This is a genomic window from Achromobacter sp. DMS1 (assembly GCF_001270295.1).
The window spans coordinates 1-21,032 of sequence record NZ_LHSJ01000076.1; the positions used below are offsets into that span (position 1 = coordinate 1).

Consider the following 21,032-nt stretch of genomic DNA (forward strand, 5'->3'; position numbering starts at 1 on the left):
CTGGCGGGCGGCCTGCTCATCGACCGGTTCGGCTGGCGCGGCGTCTTCCTGGTCAACATCCCGCTGGGTCTGGCCGGACTCTGGCTCGCGCAGCGGCACATCCTGCCCGCGCCGCGCCGGCCCAGGTCGCTCAATCCGCTCAGCCACCTGCTCGGCATCGCCATGCTGGGCGCGCTGTGCTTCGTGCTCATCCAAGGCAACGCTACGGCTGGACGTCGGCCCCGACCGCTTCGCCGCCGCGGCGGGGCTGGGCGCCGGCATCCTGCTCGCGCGCCGCGAACGCCGGCACGCATCGCCCATCCTGCCGCGCGCGCTCTTCGCCACGCCACGCTTCGCCGCCGCCAACGGCGTCGGCCTGCTCATCAACCTGGGCGCCTATGGACAGTTGTTCCTGCTCAGCCTGCTGCAGCAGCAGCGCGGCATCTCGATGCCCTGCAGACCGGCCTGCAGCTGGTGCCCATGCTGGCCGTGTTCTCGCTCGGCAGCCTGTTGTCGGGCCGTCTGTCGGCGCGCTGGACGCTGACGGCCGTCATGCTGGGCGGTCTGTCCGCCGCCACGCTCGCCCGCCCTGGCCGGGGCAGCGGCCATCACGCCCAACATGCCCTATCCGCTCCTGGCGGCCCTGGCCGCCCTCAGCAACCTGGGCGTCAGCCTGGCCGTCCCCGCCATGACCGCCACCGTCATGCAGATCGCCGGCGCCGTCCATTCCAACGGCGCGGCAGCCGCCTTGAACGCCAACCGGCAATGCGGCGCACTCATCGGCGTGGCCCTCATGGGCACCATTCTCCACGCGCTGCCCCGCTGGCAGGAAGCCCTGCCCGTCGCCTATGCCGTCATCACCCTGAGCTTCGCCCTCGCCCTTGCGCTGGTCTGGCGCTACCTGCGCAACGGGTCGGCGGCCCAGGTCCGGACTGGAGCGGCCGTACGCTGACTTGCGCTGGCTTGCGCTGGCTTGCGCTGGCTTGCGCTGGCTTGCGCTGGCTTGCGCTGGCAGCGGGCTACGCCCGCTTGCCGCGCCTGCGTGCGGAGCCGCCCGCCCCGATTGCCGGCCGCGCCGGCTTCTTCCGTCCCGTCTTCCAGGCCGCGCCCGCATGGCAGCGACCGGCGGTTTGCTTCACAATGCGCTTTCGCCCCGCATAGAGGAGACCTTGCATGTCCCACATCACCGCAACTCCCTCCGTCCGCCGCGTGGCCGTCGTAGGGGCCGGAACCATAGGCGCCAGTTGGGCCGCCCTGTTCCTCGCCCGCGGCCTGGAAGTGGTGGTCAGCGACCCGGCCCCCGACGCCGAAACGCAGACCCGCGCGCGCGTGGCCGAGGCCTGGCCAGTGCTCGAAAAGCTCGGGCGCATCGTGCGGGGCGCCAGCCCCGATGCCCTCCGTTTCGAGCCCGACCTGGATGCCGCGCTCGCCGGCGTCGACTTCGTCCAGGAAAACGCGCCCGAACGCGAAGATTTCAAAACCGCCCTCTTCGCCCGCATGGACGCCGCACTGCCCGCGCACGCCATCGTCGCCTCCAGCTCGTCAGGCCTCATCATGAGCCGCCTGCAATCGCAATGCAGCCACCCCGAACGCTACGTCATCGGCCATCCCTTCAATCCGCCCCACCTCATTCCCCTCGTCGAGGTCGTGGGCGGGAACCAGACCAGCCCCGACGCCATCGAGCGCGCCATCGCCTTCTACCGCAGCCTGGGCAAGCACCCCATCCGTCTTAACAAGGAAGTGCCGGGCCACATTGCCAACCGCCTGCAGGCCGCGCTCTGGCGCGAGGCCATCCACCTCGCCGCCGAAAACGTCGCCAGCGTGGCTGACATCGACGCCGCGGTGTCGCAAGGCCCGGGCCTGCGCTGGGCGCTCTTCGGTCCGCACATGACCTTCAACCTCGGCGGCGGCGCCGGCGGGCTCTCGCATTTCATGGATCATCTGCTGGGACCGGTCCAGACCTGGTGGGCCGACCTCGGCGCCCCGGAGGTCACACCGGAACTGCGCCGGCAGCTGATCGACGGCGTCAACGCCGAAGCCGGCGGCCGCAGCCTGGCCGAGCTCGCCGCGCAACGCGATTCCCAGCTCACGGCCCTGCTCAAGGCCCTCGAGCGCTGACCGTCAGCCGGACCTCGGACAGCCTCGCAGCGCTCCCCCGGCGGCATGCAGCTCGTTGCTTGCCGCTTGCCGCTGGCTATTGGCTGTTTGCTGCGAGCAGATCATTGTCATCCGCAATCGGCCAACCGAGCACGGCAATCCTGCGCCGAATTCGGTTAGCCGCACCCGCTTTGCCGTACCCTCTTTGCCGTACCCGCTTTGCCGCACCCGATTTGCCGGATGCGATGAACCGGGTGCGGCTTGCCGGACGCGACTTGCCGAATTCGTCTGCCGCGTTCCGCTTGCCGCAGGCCGCCCTCGCCCCGGACTGTTATTCTGTTCTCCCGGCGCCGCTCGCTGCCCCCCCGTCGGCCGCCGTCCGCCTCCATGATGCCCGCAACCCAGGAACCTCCTTCATGATTTCAGTCGTACACGACCCCCAACACACCCGCTATACCGCCACCGTCGACGCGTCGTCTGCGTGCTCGATTACCAACTGCGCGGCAATACCATGGCCATTGTGCATACGGGCGTGCCCAGCGCGGTCGGCGCCGCGGCATCGCGGCCGAACTTACCCGCGTTGCCCTCGAAGACGCCCGCACCCGCGGCCTGAAGGTGCAACCTGTCTGCTCCTATGCCGCCGTCTACATGCAGCGCCACCCCGAGTACCAGGATCTGCTGGCCTGAAGACCCGCCCGGTTTGCGGCAGCGCTTTCCTCCCGCGGAGGGCTCATGTCGTCCAGGGCGGACGGGCGCGACGCCATGAAACCCTGACCTTCTTCTTTCGTTTTCGGCAACACCGTGGCCAAATCCCCGCACCCTCACGATCCGCCCTGTCCCTGCGGCGCGCCGCTGCGCTACAGCCTGTGCTGCGGGCGGTGGCACGACGGCCCCCAGGCCCTGCTTGCGCCCACCGCCGAAGCGCTCATGCGCTCCCGCTACAGCGCCTTCGTGCTGGACAAGCTCGACTACCTGCTCGCCACCTGGCATCCCGACACCCGCCCCTGCACGCTCGAACCCAATCCTCCCGGCCTCAAGTGGCTGGGCCTCGGCGTCAAGCAGGCACGGCAGCAGGACGACGACCACGCCACCGTGGAATTCGTCGCCCGCTTCCGGCAGGATGGCCGCGCCAGCCGCCTGCACGAACACAGCCGCTTCGTCCGTACCGAAGGCCGCTGGTATTACGTGGACGGCGACATGCTCGACTGAGCGTAGCCAAGGATCTCCAGTGCATGGTCGACAGGGATGGGCGTCGGGCGTTCGCTCGGAACCCAGGCTGTGGGCTTTGAATTTGAGCCTTGAGCCTTGAGCTTTGGGTTTTGGGGTTTGAGCTTCAGGCTTCGAGCGCTGGATGTTGGGCGCCCGGCGTTCGGCTTCTACTCTTGAACGCAGAGGCGGTCAGGGTTTGGAGATCCGGGTGCGGCGGCTTGTGAGGTACGGCTTTCGAACTTCGGCTTACGACTTACGGCTTCCCCCTCCCGGCTTGCCCCGCGTGCGAGAGCCGGCTACCGTATCCGCCAGCAGGCGGCGCGCTCCGCACCGCACCAGCTCTCTTTCTTCCCATCAGCCTGAAACGTCCGCATGAAACACGATATCGAATTCGCCGAAGCGCTTTTCCACGCGCCCTCCATCCGATCCTTGCGCGCCGACCTGGCGCTTGCGCTGCGCGCAGCCGCTCACCATGGCCTGGGCGAAGGCGTCTGCAATCACTTCAGCCTGGCATTGCCCGACGAGCCCGACCTCTTCCTGCTCAATCCGCGCGGCCTCATGTGGCATGAAGTCCAGGCCGACGACATCGTGCTCATCGACGCCCAGGGCAACAAACTGGCAGGACGGCACCCCGTCGAGCCCACTGCCATGTTCATCCATGCCGCCATTCACCGCATCGCGGGCAAGACCTGTGTGCTGCACACCCATATGCCGTACGCAACCGCTCTCACGCTCACCGCCGACCGCGGGCTGGACACCACGCTGTCGCAGAACGCCATGCGCTTCCATGGCCGCATTGCCCTCGACCATGACTACAACGGCCTGGCACTGGACCATGGCGAAGGCGAACGCATCGCCCGCGCCATGCAAGGCGCAGACATCGCCTTCCTCGGCAATCACGGCGTCGTGGTCTGCGGCGACCGCATCGACTATGCCTACGACGATCTCTTCTTCCTCGAACGCGCCTGCCAGGCCCAGGTCCTGGCCCAGTCCACCGGACGCCCGCTGGCCCCGGTCGCGCCCGGCATCGCAGCCAAAGTCGCCGCCCAGATCCAGAGCGAGCGCCTGCAATCGGAACTGTTTTTCAAGGCATTGAAACGCCAACTGCCGGAATTGCACTGAAACCCGGATGGCCGTCCCTTCCGCGCTTTCGCCGGCGCTGACGCTCGCGTTCGGGGCTCGGGGCTCGGGGTTCAAGGTTTGCGGTTTGCGGAACGCGGCGTAGGCGCCGGTGCGGCCGGATTTCGTACTGGCGCGGGCCCTGGGGAGGGCGTGCCGATGGGGTCGGTGGGCCGGGTGTGGGGTGGCGGCGCGCGCAAAAACAAAACCCCGCAGCGGTTGGGCTGCGGGGTTTTGAGGGATAAAAGCCTGACGATGACCTACTTTCACAGACGTGCGTCCACTATCATCGGCGCGAAGGCGTTTCACTGTCCTGTTCGGGATGGGAAGGAGTGGTACCACCTTGCTATGGTCGTCAGGCGTAACGGGTTGAGCGGCCGGGGTTGTGGGCCAACCGCTCCAATCTGGGAAGAAGCACAGGCTGCGCGCAGCGATCGGGCTGCGCGGCAGCAAGGGTTGTGTTTGCCAAGGGTGCTGGCCGCTGACGAGGCGGCGGGCACATTGAACGGCGCGCTACACAGCAACGCTCATAACCATCAGGGTTATAGGATCAAGCCGCACGGGCAATTAGTATCGGTTAGCTTAACGCATTACTGCGCTTCCACACCCGACCTATCAACGTCCTGGTCTCGAACGACCCTTCAGGGGGATCAAGTCCCCGGGATACCTAATCTTCAGACGAGTTTCCCGCTTAGATGCCTTCAGCGGTTATCTCTTCCGTACTTAGCTACCCGGCAATGCCATTGGCATGACAACCGGTACACCAGAGGTACGTCCACTCCGGTCCTCTCGTACTAGGAGCAGGCTCCGTCAAGTATCCAACGCCCACGGCAGATAGGGACCAAACTGTCTCACGACGTTTTAAACCCAGCTCACGTACCTCTTTAAATGGCGAACAGCCATACCCTTGGGACCGGCTACAGCCCCAGGATGAGATGAGCCGACATCGAGGTGCCAAACACCGCCGTCGATATGAACTCTTGGGCGGTATCAGCCTGTTATCCCCAGAGTACCTTTTATCCGTTGAGCGATGGCCCTTCCATTCAGAACCACCGGATCACTATGTCCTGCTTTCGCACCTGTTCGACTTGTCAGTCTCACAGTCAAGCACGCTTATGCCATTGCACTATCAGCACGATTTCCGACCGTACCTAGCGTACCTTCGAACTCCTCCGTTACACTTTGGGAGGAGACCGCCCCAGTCAAACTGCCCACCATGCACTGTCCCCGACCCGGATAACGGGCCTAGGTTAGAACCGCAAACAAACCAGGGTGGTATTTCAAGGATGGCTCCACGTGATCTGGCGACCACGCTTCAAAGCCTCCCACCTATCCTACACAGGCCGGTTCACAGTCCAATGCAAAGCTACAGTAAAGGTTCATGGGGNCCCGGCCGCGCCGGCCACCGCGACGATGGCGGACCAGGCCGCCAGCATGCGGTTGCGCAGCCCGTCTTCCTGGTAGGCGTGCGTGAGCAGGCTGAGGGAGCTGGGCATGAACAGGGCGGCGCCCAGTCCTTGCAGCAGGCGGGCGGCGATCAGCGTGGATGCGTCGGGCGCGGCGCCGCACAGGGCCGACGCCACGACGAAGACGGCCAGGCCGGCTAGGTAGACCGGCTTGGCGCCCCAGCGGTCGGCGCAGGCGCCGGCCAGCAGCAGCAAGGCGGCGAAGGCGAGAGTGTAGCCGTCCACGATCCACACCAGCCGGGCGAGGGGCGCGTCCAGGCTGCGGGAGATCTCCGGCAGGGCGACGTTGACGATGGTGACGTCCAGCATGGCCATGACAAAGCCGATGGCCAGGGTGACCAGGGGCAGCAGGGTGGCGGCGGGCTTGGCGGGCAGAGCCGCGGATCGGCAGGCGGTATTCATGACGCGGGCATAGGCGGTGAAAGCGGGGGAGCGTCAGGTTACGGGCTTTGATAGATGCAAAAAAGTAGAATGAATGCAGCATTGGAATGCATATTTGCATCACTGGACGGTGTCGCCGGGTTTGCGTGGCTCATCCGGCGGAGGACGGAACATGGATTGGGACAACGCGCGCATTTTTCTGGCCATCTACCGGGCGGGCACGCTGCGCGGCGCGGCGGCGCTGCTGCAGATCGACCAGGCCACGGCGGGGCGCAGACTGGCGGCGCTGGAGAGGTCGCTGGATGCGCGCCTGTTTCTGCGCACGCCGTCGGGATACGTGCCCACCGCCGCGGGCGAGCTGGCCTATGCCGCGGCGCATCGCATGGAGCAGGCGGCCGACCAGCTCCAGCGCCAGATGCAGGGGCTGGACCACCGCCTGTCCGGCACCGTGCGGGTGGCAGCCTCCGAAACCGTGTCCGCCTTCTATGTCATGGAGGCCGTGCGCCGGTTGCATGCGCAGCATCCGGACATCCGCATTTCCCTGACCGCGGCGATCCAGCTCAGCAATCTGACCCGGCGCGAGGCCGACCTGGCCATCCGCAATGTCCGGCCCGACAGCCCGGACCTCATCTACCGCCACCTCGCGCGCAGGGAGGTTGGCTTGTATGCCTCGCGCGCCTATGTGGAGGCGCACGGCGAGCCCCGGCCGGGCACGGCTTTCGCGGGGCACAGGCTGGTGGCGTATCAGCAGTCCGTGCTGCCGGGGTGGTCGGACACGTTCTGCGGCGAGCCCACCGGCAACGGGCACATCGCGCTGGAGGCGAATTCCGGCCTGATGCTGATCGAGGCCGTGGCGGCGGGCCTGGGCATAGGCGAGGTGCCCACGCACATGGCGCGGCGCTATCCGGACCTGGTGCGTTTGTGGCCGCAGCGCACCGAAAGCTATGAGCTGTGGCTGGTCATGCACGGCGACCTGCATCGCACCGCGCGGGTGCGGGCGGTGGCGGACGCCATCGTGGACGTGTTCGATGCCGAGGGCGAATAAGGGCGCGCGGCTTGTGGCCGGCTGGCGCCGGCGCTAAGGTTGACCCGGGCGCCGGGACCGGCCCGGCCACACAATGAGGAGTCTCGCGTGTCCGATCTTTGGCGTTTGTCCGCAACGGAGCTTGCGACGCTCATCCGCAAGCGCGAAGTATCCGCGGCGCAGGCCGCGCGCAGCGCGCTGGAGCGGCTGGATGCGGTCAATCCCCTGATAAACGCGGTGGTGGACTGCCGCCCCGAGGAGGTGCTGGAGCGTGCCCGCCAGGTGGACGCGGCGCTGGCGGACGGCCGGGATCCCGGGCCGCTCGCGGGCGTGCCGGTCACGGTGAAGGTCAACGTGGACCAGGCCGGGCATGCCACGACCAACGGCGTACGCCTGCAGGCGCATACGATCGCGGCGGTGAACAGTCCGGTGGTGGACAACCTGCTTCGCGCCGGCGCGGTGGTGCTGGGGCGCACGAATACGCCCGCTTTCTCCTTGCGCTGGTTTACCGGAAACCGGTTGCACGGCCATACCCGCAACCCGCGCAACCGGGGCGCTGACGCCGGGCGGCTCCTCGGGAGGCGCGGCGGCGGCGGTGGCGAGCGGCATCGGCCATCTCGCGCACGGCACCGACATCGCGGGCTCTATCCGTTATCCGGCCTATGCCTGCGGGGTGCACGGGCTGCGCCCGACGCTGGGACGAGTGGCGGCGTATAACGCCTCGCTGCCGGAACGCTCGCTGGGCGGCCAGATCACCGCCGTGTCCGGTCCGCTGGCGCGCAGCATCGCCGACCTGCGCCTGGCGCTGGCGGCCATGGCGGCGCCCGATCCGCGCGATCCGTGGTGGGTGCCGGCGCGCTAACGGGGTCCGCGGCGCCGCGCCGCGCGGCGCTGAGCCTGAATCCGGACGGGCTGGAACCCGAGCCGGCGGTGGTGAAGGCCCTGCAGGACGCCGCGCGCAAGCTGAGCGAGGCGGGGTGGACGGTGGACACGGTGGAGAATATTCCGCCCCTGCGCGAGGCTTCCGAGCTGCAGGTCCGCATGTGGCTGGCCGACGGCTACGAGGCCATGCTGGAGGCGGCGCGCAAGGAGGGCGACCCGGGCGCGCTGGTGGCGCTGGAGGGCCAGCGCGGGCTGGCGGCGGGCATGGACCTGGCCGCGTATACGGCGCTGCTGACGCGCCGCGCCACGCTGACCCGCCTCTGGGAGCTGTTTTTCGCGGAGTATGCCGTGCTGCTGCTGCCCGTGTCCGCCGAGTTGCCGTTCGAGGACGACCTGGACCTGCAGGGCGAGGCCGCCTACGCGCGCGTATGGCGCGCACAGATGCCGCAGATCGGCGTGCCGTTCATGGGGCTGCCGGGGCTGTCGGTGGCCACGGGGCAGGCCATGGGGCCGAAAGGAGCCAGTCCGGTCGGCGTGCAGATCCTGGCGGGGCGCTACCGCGAAGATCTCTGCCTTGCGGCGGGCGAGGCCATCGAGGCGGCCGCCGCCGGTGTCCATCGCCGAGCCGCGGGCCTGAGCGCGGCCCGCATCCGGCCCGCGCTCAGGCCGCCATGCGCAGCGACAGGGCGCCGAGGTCGCCGTAGACCAGTTCGATGGCGCGGTTGACGGGCACCTCCAGGAAGCCGGCGTACGAGCCGGTGATGACGTGCTGGCCGGCGCGCAGGCCCAGTCCCTGTTCGCGCAGGAAGTTGGCGAGCCAGTACAGGCCGGCGCGGGGGTGCGCGTTGGGGTGTATGCCCGCGTGCTGCTCGGTTTCCTGGCCGTCGATGCGCAGGGTGATGCTCATGCTGCCGGGCGCGGCGTCCGGGGAGGCGATGCGCGGGCCCAGGATGAGCCCGTGGTTGAACATGTGGTCGGCCAGCAGCTCGGGCAGGCTGGCGTGCTCAGGCGCGGCGTAGCGGCAGCCCAGCACTTCCAGCGCGAGCCGGGCGCCGCCGAGGGCGGCGTCCACCTCGGCCTCGGTGTAGGGCTGGGGACGCGGCGGCAGATCCTGCCGCAGTTCGAAGGCGATTTCGGGCTCGATGCGGGGCGCGGCCGTGTGCGCCGGCACCGGGCCGGCTTCGGCGCGCCAGATCGTGGAGGCGTAGATGGGCGCGACCACGGTTTTTTCCGGCGAGGGCAGGGAGCTTTTCCAGGCGCCGATCGCGTCGCCGCGGCCCAGCAGCAGCTCGGCCGTGCGCTGTTGCACGGCAAACGCCTGGCCCAGGGTCTGCGGACGGCATTCGGCCGGAATGCGGGAGCCGGCGGCGCCGGCATCGCGCGCGGCCAGCAGGTAGCGCGCGGCGTCCAGGCTGCCGGCATAGTCTTCGATGCGGATCTGCATGGCATCAGGCTCCCAGGAAAATCAGCGCCCAGAGGACGATCATGGCGACGATGCCGAGCCAGCAGCCGCCCCAGAATCCGACCACGGGCCATTTGAGCGAGAGCGGAACCTTCTTGGGATCGACGTGGGCCAGCAGGGTGTTGGCATTGCCGATGAGCCAGAAGCGGCTGCGTGGAAACAGGATGCGGAAGAAGTAATCCAGCATGATCGCCGCCTGGATGGACAGCGGATAGCCGCTGAACGGCCGGTGCTGCAGGTAAGGGTGCTTGAGCGTCTCGTTGATCTGCCGCGCCTTGAAGAAGAACAGGACGATGCCGCTGATCGCGCAGGTAATGAAGCAAAGCACGAAAAGGCTGAAAGCCATGGACATGGCGGGAGTGTGCATGGGAATCTCGGTTGGGCGCGGCAGTGCCGGGCAAAGATGGAAATTCGCGGGCTCGCGGCGGGCGCATGCCCGCACTTATTGTAGTGAAGCGTCGACGCACACGCGCCGCGGCCCGCATGTTCAGGCATGTGTCAGCCGGGGCGCGCCACGCGCTTAGCCGCGCGTCTGGCCTTCGCCGGTCAGCACCCACTTGAGCGTGGTGAGCCCTTCCAGGCCGACGGGGCCGCGCGCGTGCAGGCGGTTGGTGGAGATGCCGATTTCCGCACCCAGCCCGTACTCGAAGCCGTCGGCGAAGCAGGTGGGCAGGTTCACGTAGACCGAGCTGGAATCGACTTCGCGCTGGAAGCGCTGTGCCGAAGAGAGGTCTTCGGTGACGATGGCGTCGGTGTGGCCCGAGCCCCAGCGCGCGATGTGCTCGATGGCTTCGTCCAGCGAATCGACGATGCGCACGGCCAGCACGGGGCCGAGATATTCCGTGGCCCAGTCTTCGTCGGTGGCGGGTTTGGCATGCGGCAGCAGGGCCAGGGTGCGCGGGCAGCCGCGCAGCTCGACGCCGTGCTCGGCGAAGGCGGCGGCCAGGCTGGGCAGGATGGACACCGAGGCCACCGCATGCACCAGCAGGGTTTCCATGGCGCCGCAGATGCCGTAGCGGTAGGTCTTGGCATTGAAGGCGATGGCATGGGCCTTGTCGGGGTCGGCCGCCGCGTCGATGTAGACGTGGCAATTGCCGTCCAGGTGCTTGATGAGCGGCACGCGCGCCTCCTGCGAGAGGCGTGCGATGAGGCCCTTGCCGCCGCGCGGCACGATAACGTCGATGTGCTCGGTCATGGTGATGAGCTTGCCGACGGCGGCGCGGTCGGTGGTGGCGACGACCTGCACGGCGTCCTGCGGAAGCCCGGCCGCGGCCAGTCCGGTCTGCACGATGCGGCCCAGGGCGATGTTGGAGTGCAGCGCCTCGCTGCCGCCGCGCAGGATGGCGGCATTGCCGGATTTCAGACACAGGGCCGCGGCGTCGATGGTGACGTTGGGGCGCGACTCGTAGATGATGCCGATCACGCCCAGCGGCACGCGCATCTGCGCCACGCGCATGCCGTTGGGGCGCACGGTGGTGGCGGTGATGCTGCCCACCGGGTCGGGCAGGGCCGCGATCTGGCGCAGGCCCTCGGCCATTTGCGCCAGCGTCTTGTCGGTGAGGGCCAGGCGGTCCAGCAGCGCGGGTTCGAGGCCGTTGGCGCGGGCGGCGGCCAGGTCTTTTTCGTTGGCGGCCTTGAGGTCGTCGTGGCTGGCCGCCAGGGCGTCGGCCATGGCGAGCAGGGCCTGGTTCTTGGCCGCGCTGTTGGCGCGCATCATGGCGCGGGAGGCCCGGCGGGCGTTCTCGCCCAGGGCGAGCATGGCTTGTTCGATGGAAGACGAGGACATGACAGCGTCGTTCAGAAAAAGGTGACGGCGCGCGGCCGCCGGAGTAAGGAATAGTGTATCCGGCCGCGGGATGGAGCCTGCGGCGGCCGGGCGGCGCAGGGCTTCACGGCCGCCCGCCGGCGGCGGCGACCCGCAGGGCGAGCCGCGTCATTTCTTCCCAGGGGTCGGCAAGCCTGCCGGGCACGGAGAGCCCCTTGATGAGGCGGTCGACTTCGTGCGCGTGCTGCACGGCCGCGGGCCAGACGTTGGGATGCACGCGCGACAGCGCCTGCATGGCCAGGCGTTCGTGGGCGCCGAAAATGCGCAGGCGGCGCATCAGGCCCCCCGCGTCCTGGCCCAGCGCACGCGCTTCGGCCACCCGGGCGAGCAGGCGGATTTCCTCGCCCACCGCCCACAGCACCAGCGGCAGGGCCTCGCCTTCGGCGCGCAGGCCGTCGATCATGCGGATGGTGCGGGCCGTATCGCCCGCCAGCATCGCGTCGCGCAGGCCGAAGACGTCGTAGCGGGCCACGTTCAGCACGGCCCGCTCCACGTCTTCGGCGGCAAGCTGCCCCTCGGGGTACAGCAGGCCGAGTTTCTGGATTTCCTGGTGCGCGGCCAGCAGGTTGCCTTCGACCTTGTCGGCGATCCACTGCAGCGTGGCGTTATCGGTGCGCTGGTTCTGGCGCGCCAGCCGGGCGCCCACCCAGGCCGGCAGCCGGCCGCGCTCGATGGTGGGGACATCGACCATCATGCCCCCGCGGGCCAGGGCCTGCACCCAGCGGCTTTCGCGGGTGGCCTTGTCCAGCCGCGGCAGGGAAACCAGCGCCAGCGTGTCGGCGTCCGGCTGCTTTTCGGCCTGCTCGGCCAGCCGCGCGAGCGTGTCGGCGCCCGCCTTGCCGGGCTTGCCGGTGGGAATCTTGATCTCGAGGATGCGCCGGTCGCCGAAGAGCGAGACGCTCTGCGTAGCGGCGGTGACCGCGCTCCAGTCGGAGCGCGCGTCCATTACCAGCGACACGCGCTCGGTGTAGCCCGCCGCGCGCGCGGCGGCGCGCAGCGCGTCCACCGCCTCGGTGACCAGGAGCGGTTCGTCGCCCGACACGGTGTACAGCGGCGCGAGCCGTCCGCCCGCGCGCTGCAGGTGTTCGGCCAGGCGCTCCGCGTCCAGGGTCTGGGCCATGATCAGCGCAGTTGCGCCGGGTCCATGGTGGACGGCGTGTTCCAGGGCGTGGGCGTGCGGCGCTGGGGCTGCTGGACTTCGTTGGGGTCGTAGACCGGCGCCTCGCCGTTCTCGGTGCGGTCTTCGACGGTTTCCATGGCCTTGTGCACCTCCGGCGCGGTCAGGCGGCGCAGCAGGCGCGACACCAGGTCGCGCTGCATGGCCTTGTACAGGGTTTCGATCTGCCCCTGCTTGGCCTGCACCACCTGGTCGTCGTAGGGCATTTCGCGGTAGATCGACAGGGTGGTGTCGGGGATCAGCGCGCGTCCCTTGGCGTCGATGAGGCGGAACGTGTAGTTGATGCCCAGCTCGTATTCCTCGACGCGGCCCTGGGCGTTGAGGGACACCTCGCGCAGCGTGCGCACGTCGTTGACCTGCTGCAGGATGGCCTGCGCCTCCTTGGGCGTGGAAACCAGCCTGGTGTCGGGCGAGGCCGCCCGGATGGCGCGGCGCACGTCGGCGCCGAATTGCGTGGTGTCGGGCAGCCCCACGTACAGGGTGTCGAAGGGCAGCGGCGTGACGCCGCGCATGGCGAAGCCGCACGCGGTGAGCAGCATGAACAGCGCCAGGCAGGCGCCGCGCATTAGCCAGGATTGGCGGGGGGAGTGCGATTCTTGCCCGGCGAAGTGCATGCTTGACCTCATCAGCCTACGACGTTGACCAGTTTGCCCGGCACCACGATGACGCGCTTGGGCGGACGGCCTTCCAGGAAGCGGGCGACCTCTTCCTGGGCGGCGGCGATGCGCTCGATGTCTTCCTTGGGCGCCTTGGCCGCCACGCGGATGGAGCCGCGCAGCTTGCCGTTGACCTGGAGCACGAGCTCGATCTCGTCGGCGACCAGCGCCGCTTCGTCCACGTGCGGCCAGGGCGCGTCCAGCAGGTCGCCCAGGTGCTGCGCGTAGCCGAGGTCTTTCCAGAGGTGCCAGGTGATGTGCGGCACCACGGGGTACAGCACGCGCAGCAGGATGCCCAGCGTTTCGGCATAGGCCGCGTCGGCGTGCGCGCCTTCGGGCAGCCTGGCGTCTTCGATGGCGTTCAGCATTTTCATGCAGGCCGACACCACGGTGTTGTACTGGATGCGCTGGTAGTCGTAGTCGGCCTGTTTGAGCAGCCCGTAGACCTCGCGGCGCAGGTCCTTGACCGGCGCGGCGCGTCGGCCCAGCCGGCGCCGTGCGCCATGCCGCGCGCCACGGCCTCGCGATGCTGGTAGCAGGCGGACCAGAGGCGGCGCAGGTAGCGGTTGGAGCCTTCGACGCCGGAATCCGACCATTCGAGGGTCTGCTCGGGCGGGCTGGCGAACATGACGAAGAGGCGGGCGGTGTCGGCGCCCAGCGTGTCGATGAGCGATTGCGGATCCACGCCGTTGTTCTTGGACTTGGACATGGTGCCCACGCCGCCGTAGCTGACCTCGGAGCCGTCGGACTTGAGCTTGGCGCCCACGATGGCGCCGCGCGCGTCATAGACGTTCTCGACCTCGTCGGGCCAGAAGTACTCGATGCCGCCCTGCGCGTTCTTGCGGGAATAGATGTGGTTGAGCACCATGCCCTGGCACAGCAGCTTGGTGAAGGGCTCGTCGAAATCGAGCAGCTTCATGTCGCGCATGACCTTGGTCCAGAAGCGCGCATACAGCAGGTGCAGGACCGCATGCTCGATGCCGCCGATGTACTGGTCCATGGGCATCCAGTAGTCGTTGCGGGCGTCCACCATGGCGCCGTCGTTGCCCGGCGAGGTGTAGCGCATGAAGTACCAGGACGAGTCCACGAAGGTGTCCATGGTGTCGGTTTCGCGGCGCGCGGGCTTGCCGCACTTCGGGCAGGAGCACGAGAGGAAGGCCTCGTTCTTGGTCAGCGGGTTGCCGCTGCCGTCGGGAATGAGGTCTTCGGGCAGCACCACGGGCAGGTCCTGCTCGGGCACGGGCACCGGGCCGCAGTCGGGGCAGTGGATGATGGGAATGGGCGTGCCCCAGTAGCGCTGGCGCGAGATGCCCCAGTCGCGCAGGCGCCAGGTGGTCTGCTTTTCGCCCAGCCCCTGCGCGCCCAGGTCGGCGGCGATGGCGTCGACCGCTTCCTTGTGGGCGAGGCCGTCGTACTTGCCGGAGTTGACGGTGCGGCCGGCCTGCTTGTCGCCGTACCACTCCTGCCAGGCTTCGTCGGAGTAGGTCTTGCCCTCGACCGCCACGACCTGGCGGATGGGCAGGCCGTATTTCTTGGCGAAGGCGAAGTCGCGCTCGTCGTGGGCGGGCACGCCCATGACCGCGCCGTCGCCGTAGGTCATGAGCACGTAGTTGCCGACCCAGACGTCCACTTCCGCGCCCGTGATGGGGTGGGTGACGGTCAGGCCGGTGGGCATGCCTTCTTTTTCGCGCGTGGCGAGCTCGGCCTCGGTGGTTCCGCCCAGCTTGCACTGCTCGATGAACTCGGCCAGCCGCGGGTTGCTTCGCGCGGCGTGGGCGGCCAGCGGGTGCTCCGGCGCCACGGCGCAGAAGGTGACGCCCATGATGGTGTCGGCGCGGGTGGTGAAGACGTACAGGCGGCCGTCCTGGATGAGCTTGCCGTCTTCGCCGGCGATGGCGTGCGGGAAAGCAAAGCGCAGGCCCTCGGACTTGCCGATCCAGTTTTCCTGCATGAGGCGCACGCGCTCGGGCCAGCCCGGCAGGCCGTTCTGCACCGCTTCCAGCAGCTCTTCGGCGTAATCGGTGATGCGCAGGTAGTAGCCGGGGATCTCGCGCTTCTCTACCGGCGCGCCCGAGCGCCAGCCGCGGCCGTCGATGACCTGTTCGTTGGCGAGCACCGTCTGGTCGACCGGATCCCAGTTGACGACCTGGGTCTTGCGGTAGGCCACGCCTTTTTCGAGCATCTTGAGGAACAGCCACTGGTTCCACTTGTAGTACTTGGGATCGCAGGCGCACATCTCGCGCGACCAGTCGATCGCCAGGCCCATCGCCTTCATTTGCTTCTTCATGTAGGCGATGTTGTCGTACGTCCATTTGGCCGGCGGCACCTTGGACTTGATGGCCGCGTTTTCCGCGGGCATGCCGAAGGCGTCCCAGCCCATGGGCATGAGCACGTTGTAGCCGCGCATGCGGAGCTGGCGCGCCATCATGTCGTTGATGGTGTAGTTGCGCACATGGCCCATGTGGAGCTTGCCGCTGGGATAGGGCAGCATGGAGCAGGCGTAGAACTTGGGCTTCTCGGAGCCGTCGGGGTTCTTGGCGTGTTCCTGGACCAGATAGGCGTCGCGGGCCTGCCAATCCTGTTGGGCGGCCGCTTCGACGGCGGTGGGGTGGTAGCGTTCCTGCATGGGCTCGTGCGCGATGGCGAAAAAAGGGACGACCAACCCCGCGCGGGGGCGGCCAAAACCCCTGATTATAGGAGGTGCTAGGTCCGGATAGGCGAAGGCGCCGGTTCGGGAATGCGCGCGTGGGGGGACAGGGCGCCGTAGGCCAGCGAAACCGCGGCCAGCAGCGCGCCGGCGCCGGCCACGCCTGGCCAGCCCCAGTGGCTGTACAGCCAGGCCGAAAGCAGCGAGCCCGACGCGCCGCCCGCGAAGTAGCTGGTCATGTAGCCGGCGGTCAGGCGACTGCGCGCCTCGGGTCGCAGGCGGTAGACCACGCTCGTGTTGGTGACGTGCACGCCCTGGATGGCCAGGTCCAGCGCCAGGATGCCGGCCAGCAGCGCGGCCACCGAATGCTGCCCGAAGGCCAGCAGGCCCCAGGCGGCCAGCAGCAGGGCCAGGCCAGCCAGCGTGGCGAAATTGCCCCGGCCCCGGTCGGCCAGCTTGCCGAAGCGGTTGGCGGCATAGGCGCCGGCGGCGCCGGCCAGCCCGAACAGGCCGATCGTGGTGTTGCTGTACTGATAGGGCGGCCCGGAGAGCAGGAAGGTGAGGGGCGTCCACAGCATGCTGAACGACGCGAACAGCAGGCCGCCCAGGATCGAGCGCGCGCGGAAGTGCGGTTCTTCGACGAAGATGCGCGCGATGGAGCCCAGCAGGCGCGGATAGCTCAGGCCCGCGGGGCTGCGGTAGCGCGGCAGCACGCGCCAGAGCGCGCAGGACATGGCCAGCATGAGGCCGGAGGCCACCCAGTACACCGTGCGCCAGCTCCCGAGATCGGCGAGCGCGCCGGCGGCCGTGCGCGCCAGCAGGATGCCGAGCAGCAAGCCGCTCATCGCCGTGCCCACGGCGCGTCCGCGCTCGTGCGGGGCGGCCAGCGTGGCGGCGAAAGGCACCAGCACCTGCGCCACCACCGACAGCATGCCGGTGACGGCCGTGCCGGCCATCAGCAGCGTGATGCTGGGCGCGAAGGCGCTGAGCAGCAGCGAGGCCGACGAGAGCAGCGTCATGAGCACGATGAGCGCGCGGCGCTCGACCATGTCGCCCAGCGGCACGAGCAGCATCAGGCCGGCCGCGTAGCTGAGCTGCGCCGTGGTGACGATGCCGCCCGCGGCCGCGGTGGACAGGCCGAACTCCTGGCCGATGGTGTGCAGCAGCGGCTGGGCGTAGTAGTTGCTGGCCACGCTCAGGCCGCAGGCGGCGGCCATGAGCAGGATGACGGGGGCGGTAAGCGTGGGCGTGTCGACGGTCGGGGAAGCGGAGGTCATGTCCGGGAATGCAGGCAAATCGTGGGAATCGGGCGGCTCAACTGCCGATGCCGCCCGGGGTTTCGCGGTCTTGCGGCAACAGCAGCTTGCGCAGCAGGCCGGCGAGCTGCTTGCGCTCGGCGGCCGAGAGCGGGGCGAGCAGGGCTTCGAGATCCCTGAGGTAGCGCTTGAGCGCCTGTCGGATGGCGCGCAGGCCCGCGTCGGTGAGCGACACGATGGTGCCGCGCCGGTCTTCCGGATTGGGGCTGCGGGTGAGCAGGCCCGCGTTCTCAAGGCGGTCCAGGCGGTTGGTCATGGCGCCGGAGGTCAGCAGCAGCGTTTCCACCAGCTTCTGCGGATTCAGGGCGTAGGGCGGGCCGCTGCGGTACAGCGTGGCCAGGACGTCGAACTCGCCCTGGTGCAGGCCGAGTTCCTGGAAGCCGCGCGTGACGTTGCGCGTGGCGAAGGCATTGAAGCGGAACAGGCGCGTGAGGACCTGCATGGGGGAAACGTCCAGGCCGGGGCACTGAGCGTTCCATTGCGCGATGATCGCATCGACGGCATCGGAGGCGGCGTGGGGCATATCTTCAGATGAAGTATCTTTACATGAAGATAAATTCTAGCGCCATGACAGGCACGCAGGCAAATAGGGCGAAGAAAGGGCGCAAAAAAAAGAAAGGCCCGCCTCGTTGCGAGGCGGGCCTTTCCGGCTTGACCGGAAAAACGGCGCGAATTACTGCGCGGCGTCTTTCAGCTTCTTGAGCGGGCGGACCTTGACCTTCACCGAAGCCGGCTTGGCCGGGAACCAGCGCTCTTCGCCGGTGAACGGATCCTTGCCGAAGCGCTTGGGCTTGGCGGGAACCTTCTGCACCGAAACCTTGAACAGGCCGGGCAGCGTGAATTCGCCAGCGCCCTTCTTGTCCACGGAGCCCAGCACCGAGGCTTCCAGGCTGGCCAGCACGGCCTTGACCGACTTGGCCTCGACGCCCGATTGCTCGACCAGGTAGGCGACGAGCTGGGTCTTGTTCAGGGCGGTCTTGATTGCCTTGGGAGCGGCGGCGACCTTCTTGGCCGCGACGGGCTTCTTGGCGGCCGGCTTCACGGCGGGCTTGGCGGCGGTGGCCTTCTTGGCGGGCGCCTTGGCGGCGGGTTTGGTGACTTTCTTGGCAGGAGCTTTAGCTTTCGTGGCCATGGTCAAAATCCGTATGTTGAGGACATGAGGCGGCGCGCGCCGGATATCGGCAATAAACGCCACGCGCCCGATGATAGCGGAAGAGCGCCTGTTTTTGCGGCTTTTCACGGGGTTTCGTGCCGAAGTCTGTTGTTTTCCGCGCAGCGCGGGGCCTGAAAACAGGCATGCGCGCGCACGGCCGGATTCCAGGCCCCGCGTTCTGCGCGTGGTCCGGGCCCGCGCGGCGGGCGGTGAACCAAGCGCGCGCTTCGTGTTCCAATGTGCGGCGCGCGTGCGCCGGCGCCCCGCTTGCGGCGGGCCGCGCCGAAGCGCGCGTGGATTTCACTCATGCACGGAAACACGAATATGTTGATAAAGAAGCTGGCGGCGAGCCTGATCGTCGCGGCGGCCTGCGCCTGCGGCGCGGCCGCGCAGACCGTTCCGCAGCCCCCCATGACGGCCAAGGCCTGGCTGCTCCTGGACGAAACCAGCGGACAGGTGATCGCCTCGCATGCCGCCGACGCGCGCATCGAGCCAGCTTCGCTCACCAAGATCATGACCGCTTACGTGGTGTTCGGCGCCCTGCGCGACAAGACGCTCGCGCCCCGGCAGATGGTCACGGTGTCCGCGCGGGCCTGGAAGGTGGCGCCCGGCAGCTCGAAGATGTTCCTGGAGCCGGGTTCGCGCGTGTCGGTGGACGACCTGCTGCGCGGGCTGATGATCCAGTCGGGCAACGATGCGGCCGTGGCGCTGGCCGAAGCGGTGTCGGGCAGCGTGGAAGCCTTCGTGGCGCGCATGAACGAGACTGCCGCGCGGCTGGGCCTGCACGGCACGCATTTCGCCAGCCCGCACGGCCTGCCCGACCCGCAGACGTACTCCACCGCCGGCGACCTGGCCACGCTGGCCACGCGCCTGATCCGCGACTATCCCGATCTCTACCGCACTTACGATTCGGCGCGCGAGTTCACGTACAACAACATCACCCAGCGCAACCGCAACCGCCTGCTGTGGCTGGACCCTTCCGTGGACGGGCTGAAAACCGGCCACACCGAGGCGGCCGGGTACTGCATCATCGCCAGCGCGCAGCGGCCGAACGGCGCGGATCCGCGGCGCCTGATCGCGGTGGTGCTGGGCACGGACTCGGACAAGGCGCGCACCCAGGAAAGCCGGCAGTTGCTGGAATGGGGATTTCATGGGTTCAATACCATCAAGCTCTACGCCAAGGGCCAGGAACTGGCCACGCCCCAGGTCTGGAAGGGCGAGGCCGACATCGTCAAGGCGGGCGTCGCGCGCGACGCCTATGTCACCGTGCCGGCGGGCGCCAAGGTCGAGCGCGTATGGACGCCCCGGGAGCCGCTGGTGGCGCCCATCGCCGCGCAGGCGCCGGTGGGCTCGCTGCGGGTCCTGGTGGACGGCAAGCCGGCCATGCAGTTTCCGGTGGTGGCGCTGGAGCCGGTGCCCGAGGCGGGCTTCGTGGGCCGGGCCTGGGATACCGTGCGCCTCTGGTGGCATGGCCACGCGGGGTAACGGACGGACGAACGAGGAGGCAAGGGTATGGTCGTGGGCATTTCCTTCGGGCCGGGGCCCGCTCCCGGCCCCGACGAGCCGCTGGCGCTGCTGTCGGCCTGCCACCAGCGCATCGCGCGCCAATGCGCCACGCTGGAGCGGCTGGCCGCCCATCTGGCGCGGCATGGCAGCGATGCGTCCGCGCAGAGCGCGGCCATGAGCGTGCTGCGGTACTTCGAGACGGCGGCCGTGCTGCATCACGAAGATGAAGAAACCGATCTGTTTCCGGCGCTGATCGAATCCATGGCCGGATCCGACGCCACCTGTCTGCACGGGCTGGTGGACGGGCTGGCGGCCGAGCACCGCGAACTGGAACGGCGCTGGACGCCGTTGCGGGCCGCGCTGGGCGAGATCGGCGCCGGCCGCCCGGCGGCGCTGCCGCCCGAGACGGTGCAGGCGTTCGCGCAGGCCTATGCGGCGCACATCCGGCGCGAAGAGGACGAACTGCTGCCCATGGCGGCGCGGCTGCTGTCCGACGACGCGCTGGCGGAAATCGGCCGCGCCATGCGGGCGCGCCGCGGCGGCGGCGCGCCTGAGCCGCGACCCGCGGAGAGCTTGCCGGCGGCCCGCTTCAGGGCGCTTCGGTTCCGAGGTAGGCGGCCCGCACGCGCTCGTCCGCCGCGATCTCGGCGGGCGCGCCTTCGGCCAGCAGGCTGCCGCGCACCAGCACGGCGATGCGGTCGGCATGCTTGAACACCACGTCCAGGCTGTGCTCCGTGAACAGCACCGCCATGCGCCGCGTGTCGGCCAGCGTGCGCGTGAGCTGCATGAGCGCGTGCCGTTCCCGGGCCGTCATGCCGGCGGTGGGTTCGTCCATGAGCAGCAGCCGCGGCGCGGCGGCCAGGGCCATGGCCAGTTCCACACGCTTCACGTCGCCGTAGGCCAGCGCGCCGCAGGCGTGGGCGGCCTTGTCCGCCATCTGCACCTGGTCCAGCAGGTCCAGGGCGGCGCCGGCGGCGTGCCGGGCGGCCGGGCGCCACGCCCGGAACATCAGGCCGTCGCGCGCGAGCAGGGCGGTCTGCACGTTTTCGAGCGCCGTCATGGAGCGGAACGTGGCGGCCGTCTGGAACGTGCGCCCCACGCCCAGGCGCGCGATGGCGCGCGGCGGCAGCCCC

At 68.8% G+C, this 21,032-nt stretch carries 15 protein-coding genes, 1 rRNA gene, 6 pseudogenes and 1 other annotated feature; of the genes and pseudogenes, 10 read left to right on the forward strand and 12 right to left on the reverse strand.

The window, feature by feature from the left end; translation table 11 throughout:
- The 6 genes and pseudogenes from AD428_RS27820 to AD428_RS11045 form a co-directional block, all read left to right on the forward strand.
- Nucleotides 1–523: pseudogene (locus tag AD428_RS27820) on the forward strand (hypothetical protein); the annotation flags it as partial.
- Nucleotides 524–598: 75 nt separating this feature from the next.
- Nucleotides 599–931: a hypothetical protein gene (locus AD428_RS27825; RefSeq protein ID WP_053245188.1), complete on the forward strand. Its 333-nt coding sequence runs from the start codon at nucleotides 599–601 to the stop codon at nucleotides 929–931.
- Between the two features lie 221 nt (nucleotides 932–1,152).
- Entirely contained in the window at nucleotides 1,153–2,097 is a 945-nt protein-coding gene (locus AD428_RS11035; protein ID WP_053245189.1) for a 3-hydroxyacyl-CoA dehydrogenase NAD-binding domain-containing protein, read from the forward strand.
- A 395-nt stretch (nucleotides 2,098–2,492) separates the two neighbouring features.
- Nucleotides 2,493–2,763, forward strand: a pseudogene (locus AD428_RS27830) (GNAT family N-acetyltransferase).
- Between the two features lie 114 nt (nucleotides 2,764–2,877).
- Entirely contained in the window at nucleotides 2,878–3,285 is a 408-nt protein-coding gene (locus tag AD428_RS11040; RefSeq protein ID WP_053245190.1) for a YchJ family protein, read from the forward strand.
- A 372-nt stretch (nucleotides 3,286–3,657) separates the two neighbouring features.
- Nucleotides 3,658–4,407 carry an aldolase gene (locus AD428_RS11045; RefSeq protein ID WP_053245191.1) on the forward strand — a complete coding sequence of 250 codons (750 nt, stop codon included), beginning with the start codon at nucleotides 3,658–3,660 and terminating at the stop codon, nucleotides 4,405–4,407.
- 244 nt (nucleotides 4,408–4,651) lie between these two features.
- On the opposite strand, the gene rrf is transcribed toward AD428_RS11045, so the two are convergent.
- Nucleotides 4,652–4,764 (reverse strand): 5S ribosomal RNA (rrf, locus tag AD428_RS11050).
- A 186-nt stretch (nucleotides 4,765–4,950) separates the two neighbouring features.
- Nucleotides 4,951–5,880 (reverse strand) — a sequence feature (23S ribosomal RNA rRNA prediction is too short).
- A gap of 35 nt (nucleotides 5,881–5,915) precedes the next feature.
- Nucleotides 5,916–6,272 (reverse strand): annotated as a pseudogene (locus AD428_RS29475) (MFS transporter); the annotation flags it as partial.
- Nucleotides 6,273–6,423: 151 nt separating this feature from the next.
- Between AD428_RS29475 and AD428_RS11060 the strand changes: the two are divergent.
- Together AD428_RS11060 and AD428_RS29110 are read left to right on the forward strand one after the other, a co-directional pair.
- Complete coding sequence (locus AD428_RS11060) at nucleotides 6,424–7,296, forward strand: LysR family transcriptional regulator (protein WP_053245192.1); 873 nt, start codon at nucleotides 6,424–6,426, stop codon at nucleotides 7,294–7,296.
- An 87-nt stretch (nucleotides 7,297–7,383) separates the two neighbouring features.
- A pseudogene (locus tag AD428_RS29110) lies at nucleotides 7,384–8,772 on the forward strand (amidase family protein); the annotation flags it as partial.
- A gap of 46 nt (nucleotides 8,773–8,818) precedes the next feature.
- Here the strand turns inward: AD428_RS29110 and AD428_RS11070 are convergent.
- The 9 genes and pseudogenes from AD428_RS11070 to AD428_RS11110 form a co-directional block, all read right to left on the reverse strand.
- The gene (locus AD428_RS11070; protein WP_053245193.1) at nucleotides 8,819–9,601 is read right to left on the reverse strand and encodes a 2-keto-4-pentenoate hydratase; all 783 of its coding nucleotides are present in this window, start codon (nucleotides 9,599–9,601) and stop codon (nucleotides 8,819–8,821) included.
- A 4-nt stretch (nucleotides 9,602–9,605) separates the two neighbouring features.
- Nucleotides 9,606–9,986: a hypothetical protein gene (locus AD428_RS11075; RefSeq protein ID WP_200908026.1), complete on the reverse strand. Its 381-nt coding sequence runs from the start codon at nucleotides 9,984–9,986 to the stop codon at nucleotides 9,606–9,608.
- 153 nt (nucleotides 9,987–10,139) lie between these two features.
- Nucleotides 10,140–11,405 (reverse strand): glutamate-5-semialdehyde dehydrogenase, encoded by a 1,266-nt coding sequence (locus AD428_RS11080; RefSeq protein ID WP_053245194.1) that lies wholly within the window; start codon nucleotides 11,403–11,405, stop codon nucleotides 10,140–10,142.
- Between the two features lie 103 nt (nucleotides 11,406–11,508).
- Nucleotides 11,509–12,564, reverse strand: a complete 1,056-nt coding sequence (gene holA / locus AD428_RS11085) for a DNA polymerase III subunit delta (RefSeq protein WP_053245195.1) — start codon at nucleotides 12,562–12,564, stop codon at nucleotides 11,509–11,511.
- 2 nt (nucleotides 12,565–12,566) lie between these two features.
- Nucleotides 12,567–13,235: an LPS assembly lipoprotein LptE gene (gene lptE / locus AD428_RS11090; protein ID WP_053245196.1), complete on the reverse strand. Its 669-nt coding sequence runs from the start codon at nucleotides 13,233–13,235 to the stop codon at nucleotides 12,567–12,569.
- An 11-nt stretch (nucleotides 13,236–13,246) separates the two neighbouring features.
- Nucleotides 13,247–15,903: pseudogene (gene leuS, locus AD428_RS11095) on the reverse strand (leucine--tRNA ligase).
- A gap of 77 nt (nucleotides 15,904–15,980) precedes the next feature.
- Nucleotides 15,981–17,201 carry an MFS transporter gene (locus AD428_RS11100; RefSeq protein WP_053245197.1) on the reverse strand — a complete coding sequence of 407 codons (1,221 nt, stop codon included), beginning with the start codon at nucleotides 17,199–17,201 and terminating at the stop codon, nucleotides 15,981–15,983.
- 37 nt (nucleotides 17,202–17,238) lie between these two features.
- Nucleotides 17,239–17,763 carry a MarR family winged helix-turn-helix transcriptional regulator gene (locus tag AD428_RS11105; RefSeq protein ID WP_053245198.1) on the reverse strand — a complete coding sequence of 175 codons (525 nt, stop codon included), beginning with the start codon at nucleotides 17,761–17,763 and terminating at the stop codon, nucleotides 17,239–17,241.
- A gap of 150 nt (nucleotides 17,764–17,913) precedes the next feature.
- Nucleotides 17,914–18,372, reverse strand: coding sequence for an HU family DNA-binding protein (locus AD428_RS11110; RefSeq protein ID WP_053245199.1), 459 nt, complete (start codon nucleotides 18,370–18,372; stop codon nucleotides 17,914–17,916).
- A gap of 345 nt (nucleotides 18,373–18,717) precedes the next feature.
- On the opposite strand from AD428_RS11110, the gene AD428_RS11115 reads away from it, so the two are divergent.
- On the forward strand, nucleotides 18,718–19,878 hold the full coding sequence (locus AD428_RS11115; protein ID WP_082308368.1) for a D-alanyl-D-alanine carboxypeptidase family protein: 1,161 nt from the start codon (nucleotides 18,718–18,720) through the stop codon (nucleotides 19,876–19,878).
- Nucleotides 19,879–19,905: 27 nt separating this feature from the next.
- Nucleotides 19,906–20,448: pseudogene (locus tag AD428_RS24860) on the forward strand (hemerythrin domain-containing protein); the annotation flags it as partial.
- A 40-nt stretch (nucleotides 20,449–20,488) separates the two neighbouring features.
- On the opposite strand, the gene AD428_RS27835 reads toward AD428_RS24860, so the two are convergent.
- A partial coding sequence (locus AD428_RS27835; RefSeq protein WP_053245200.1) for an ATP-binding cassette domain-containing protein occupies nucleotides 20,489–21,032 on the reverse strand: 544 nt, incomplete at its 5' end.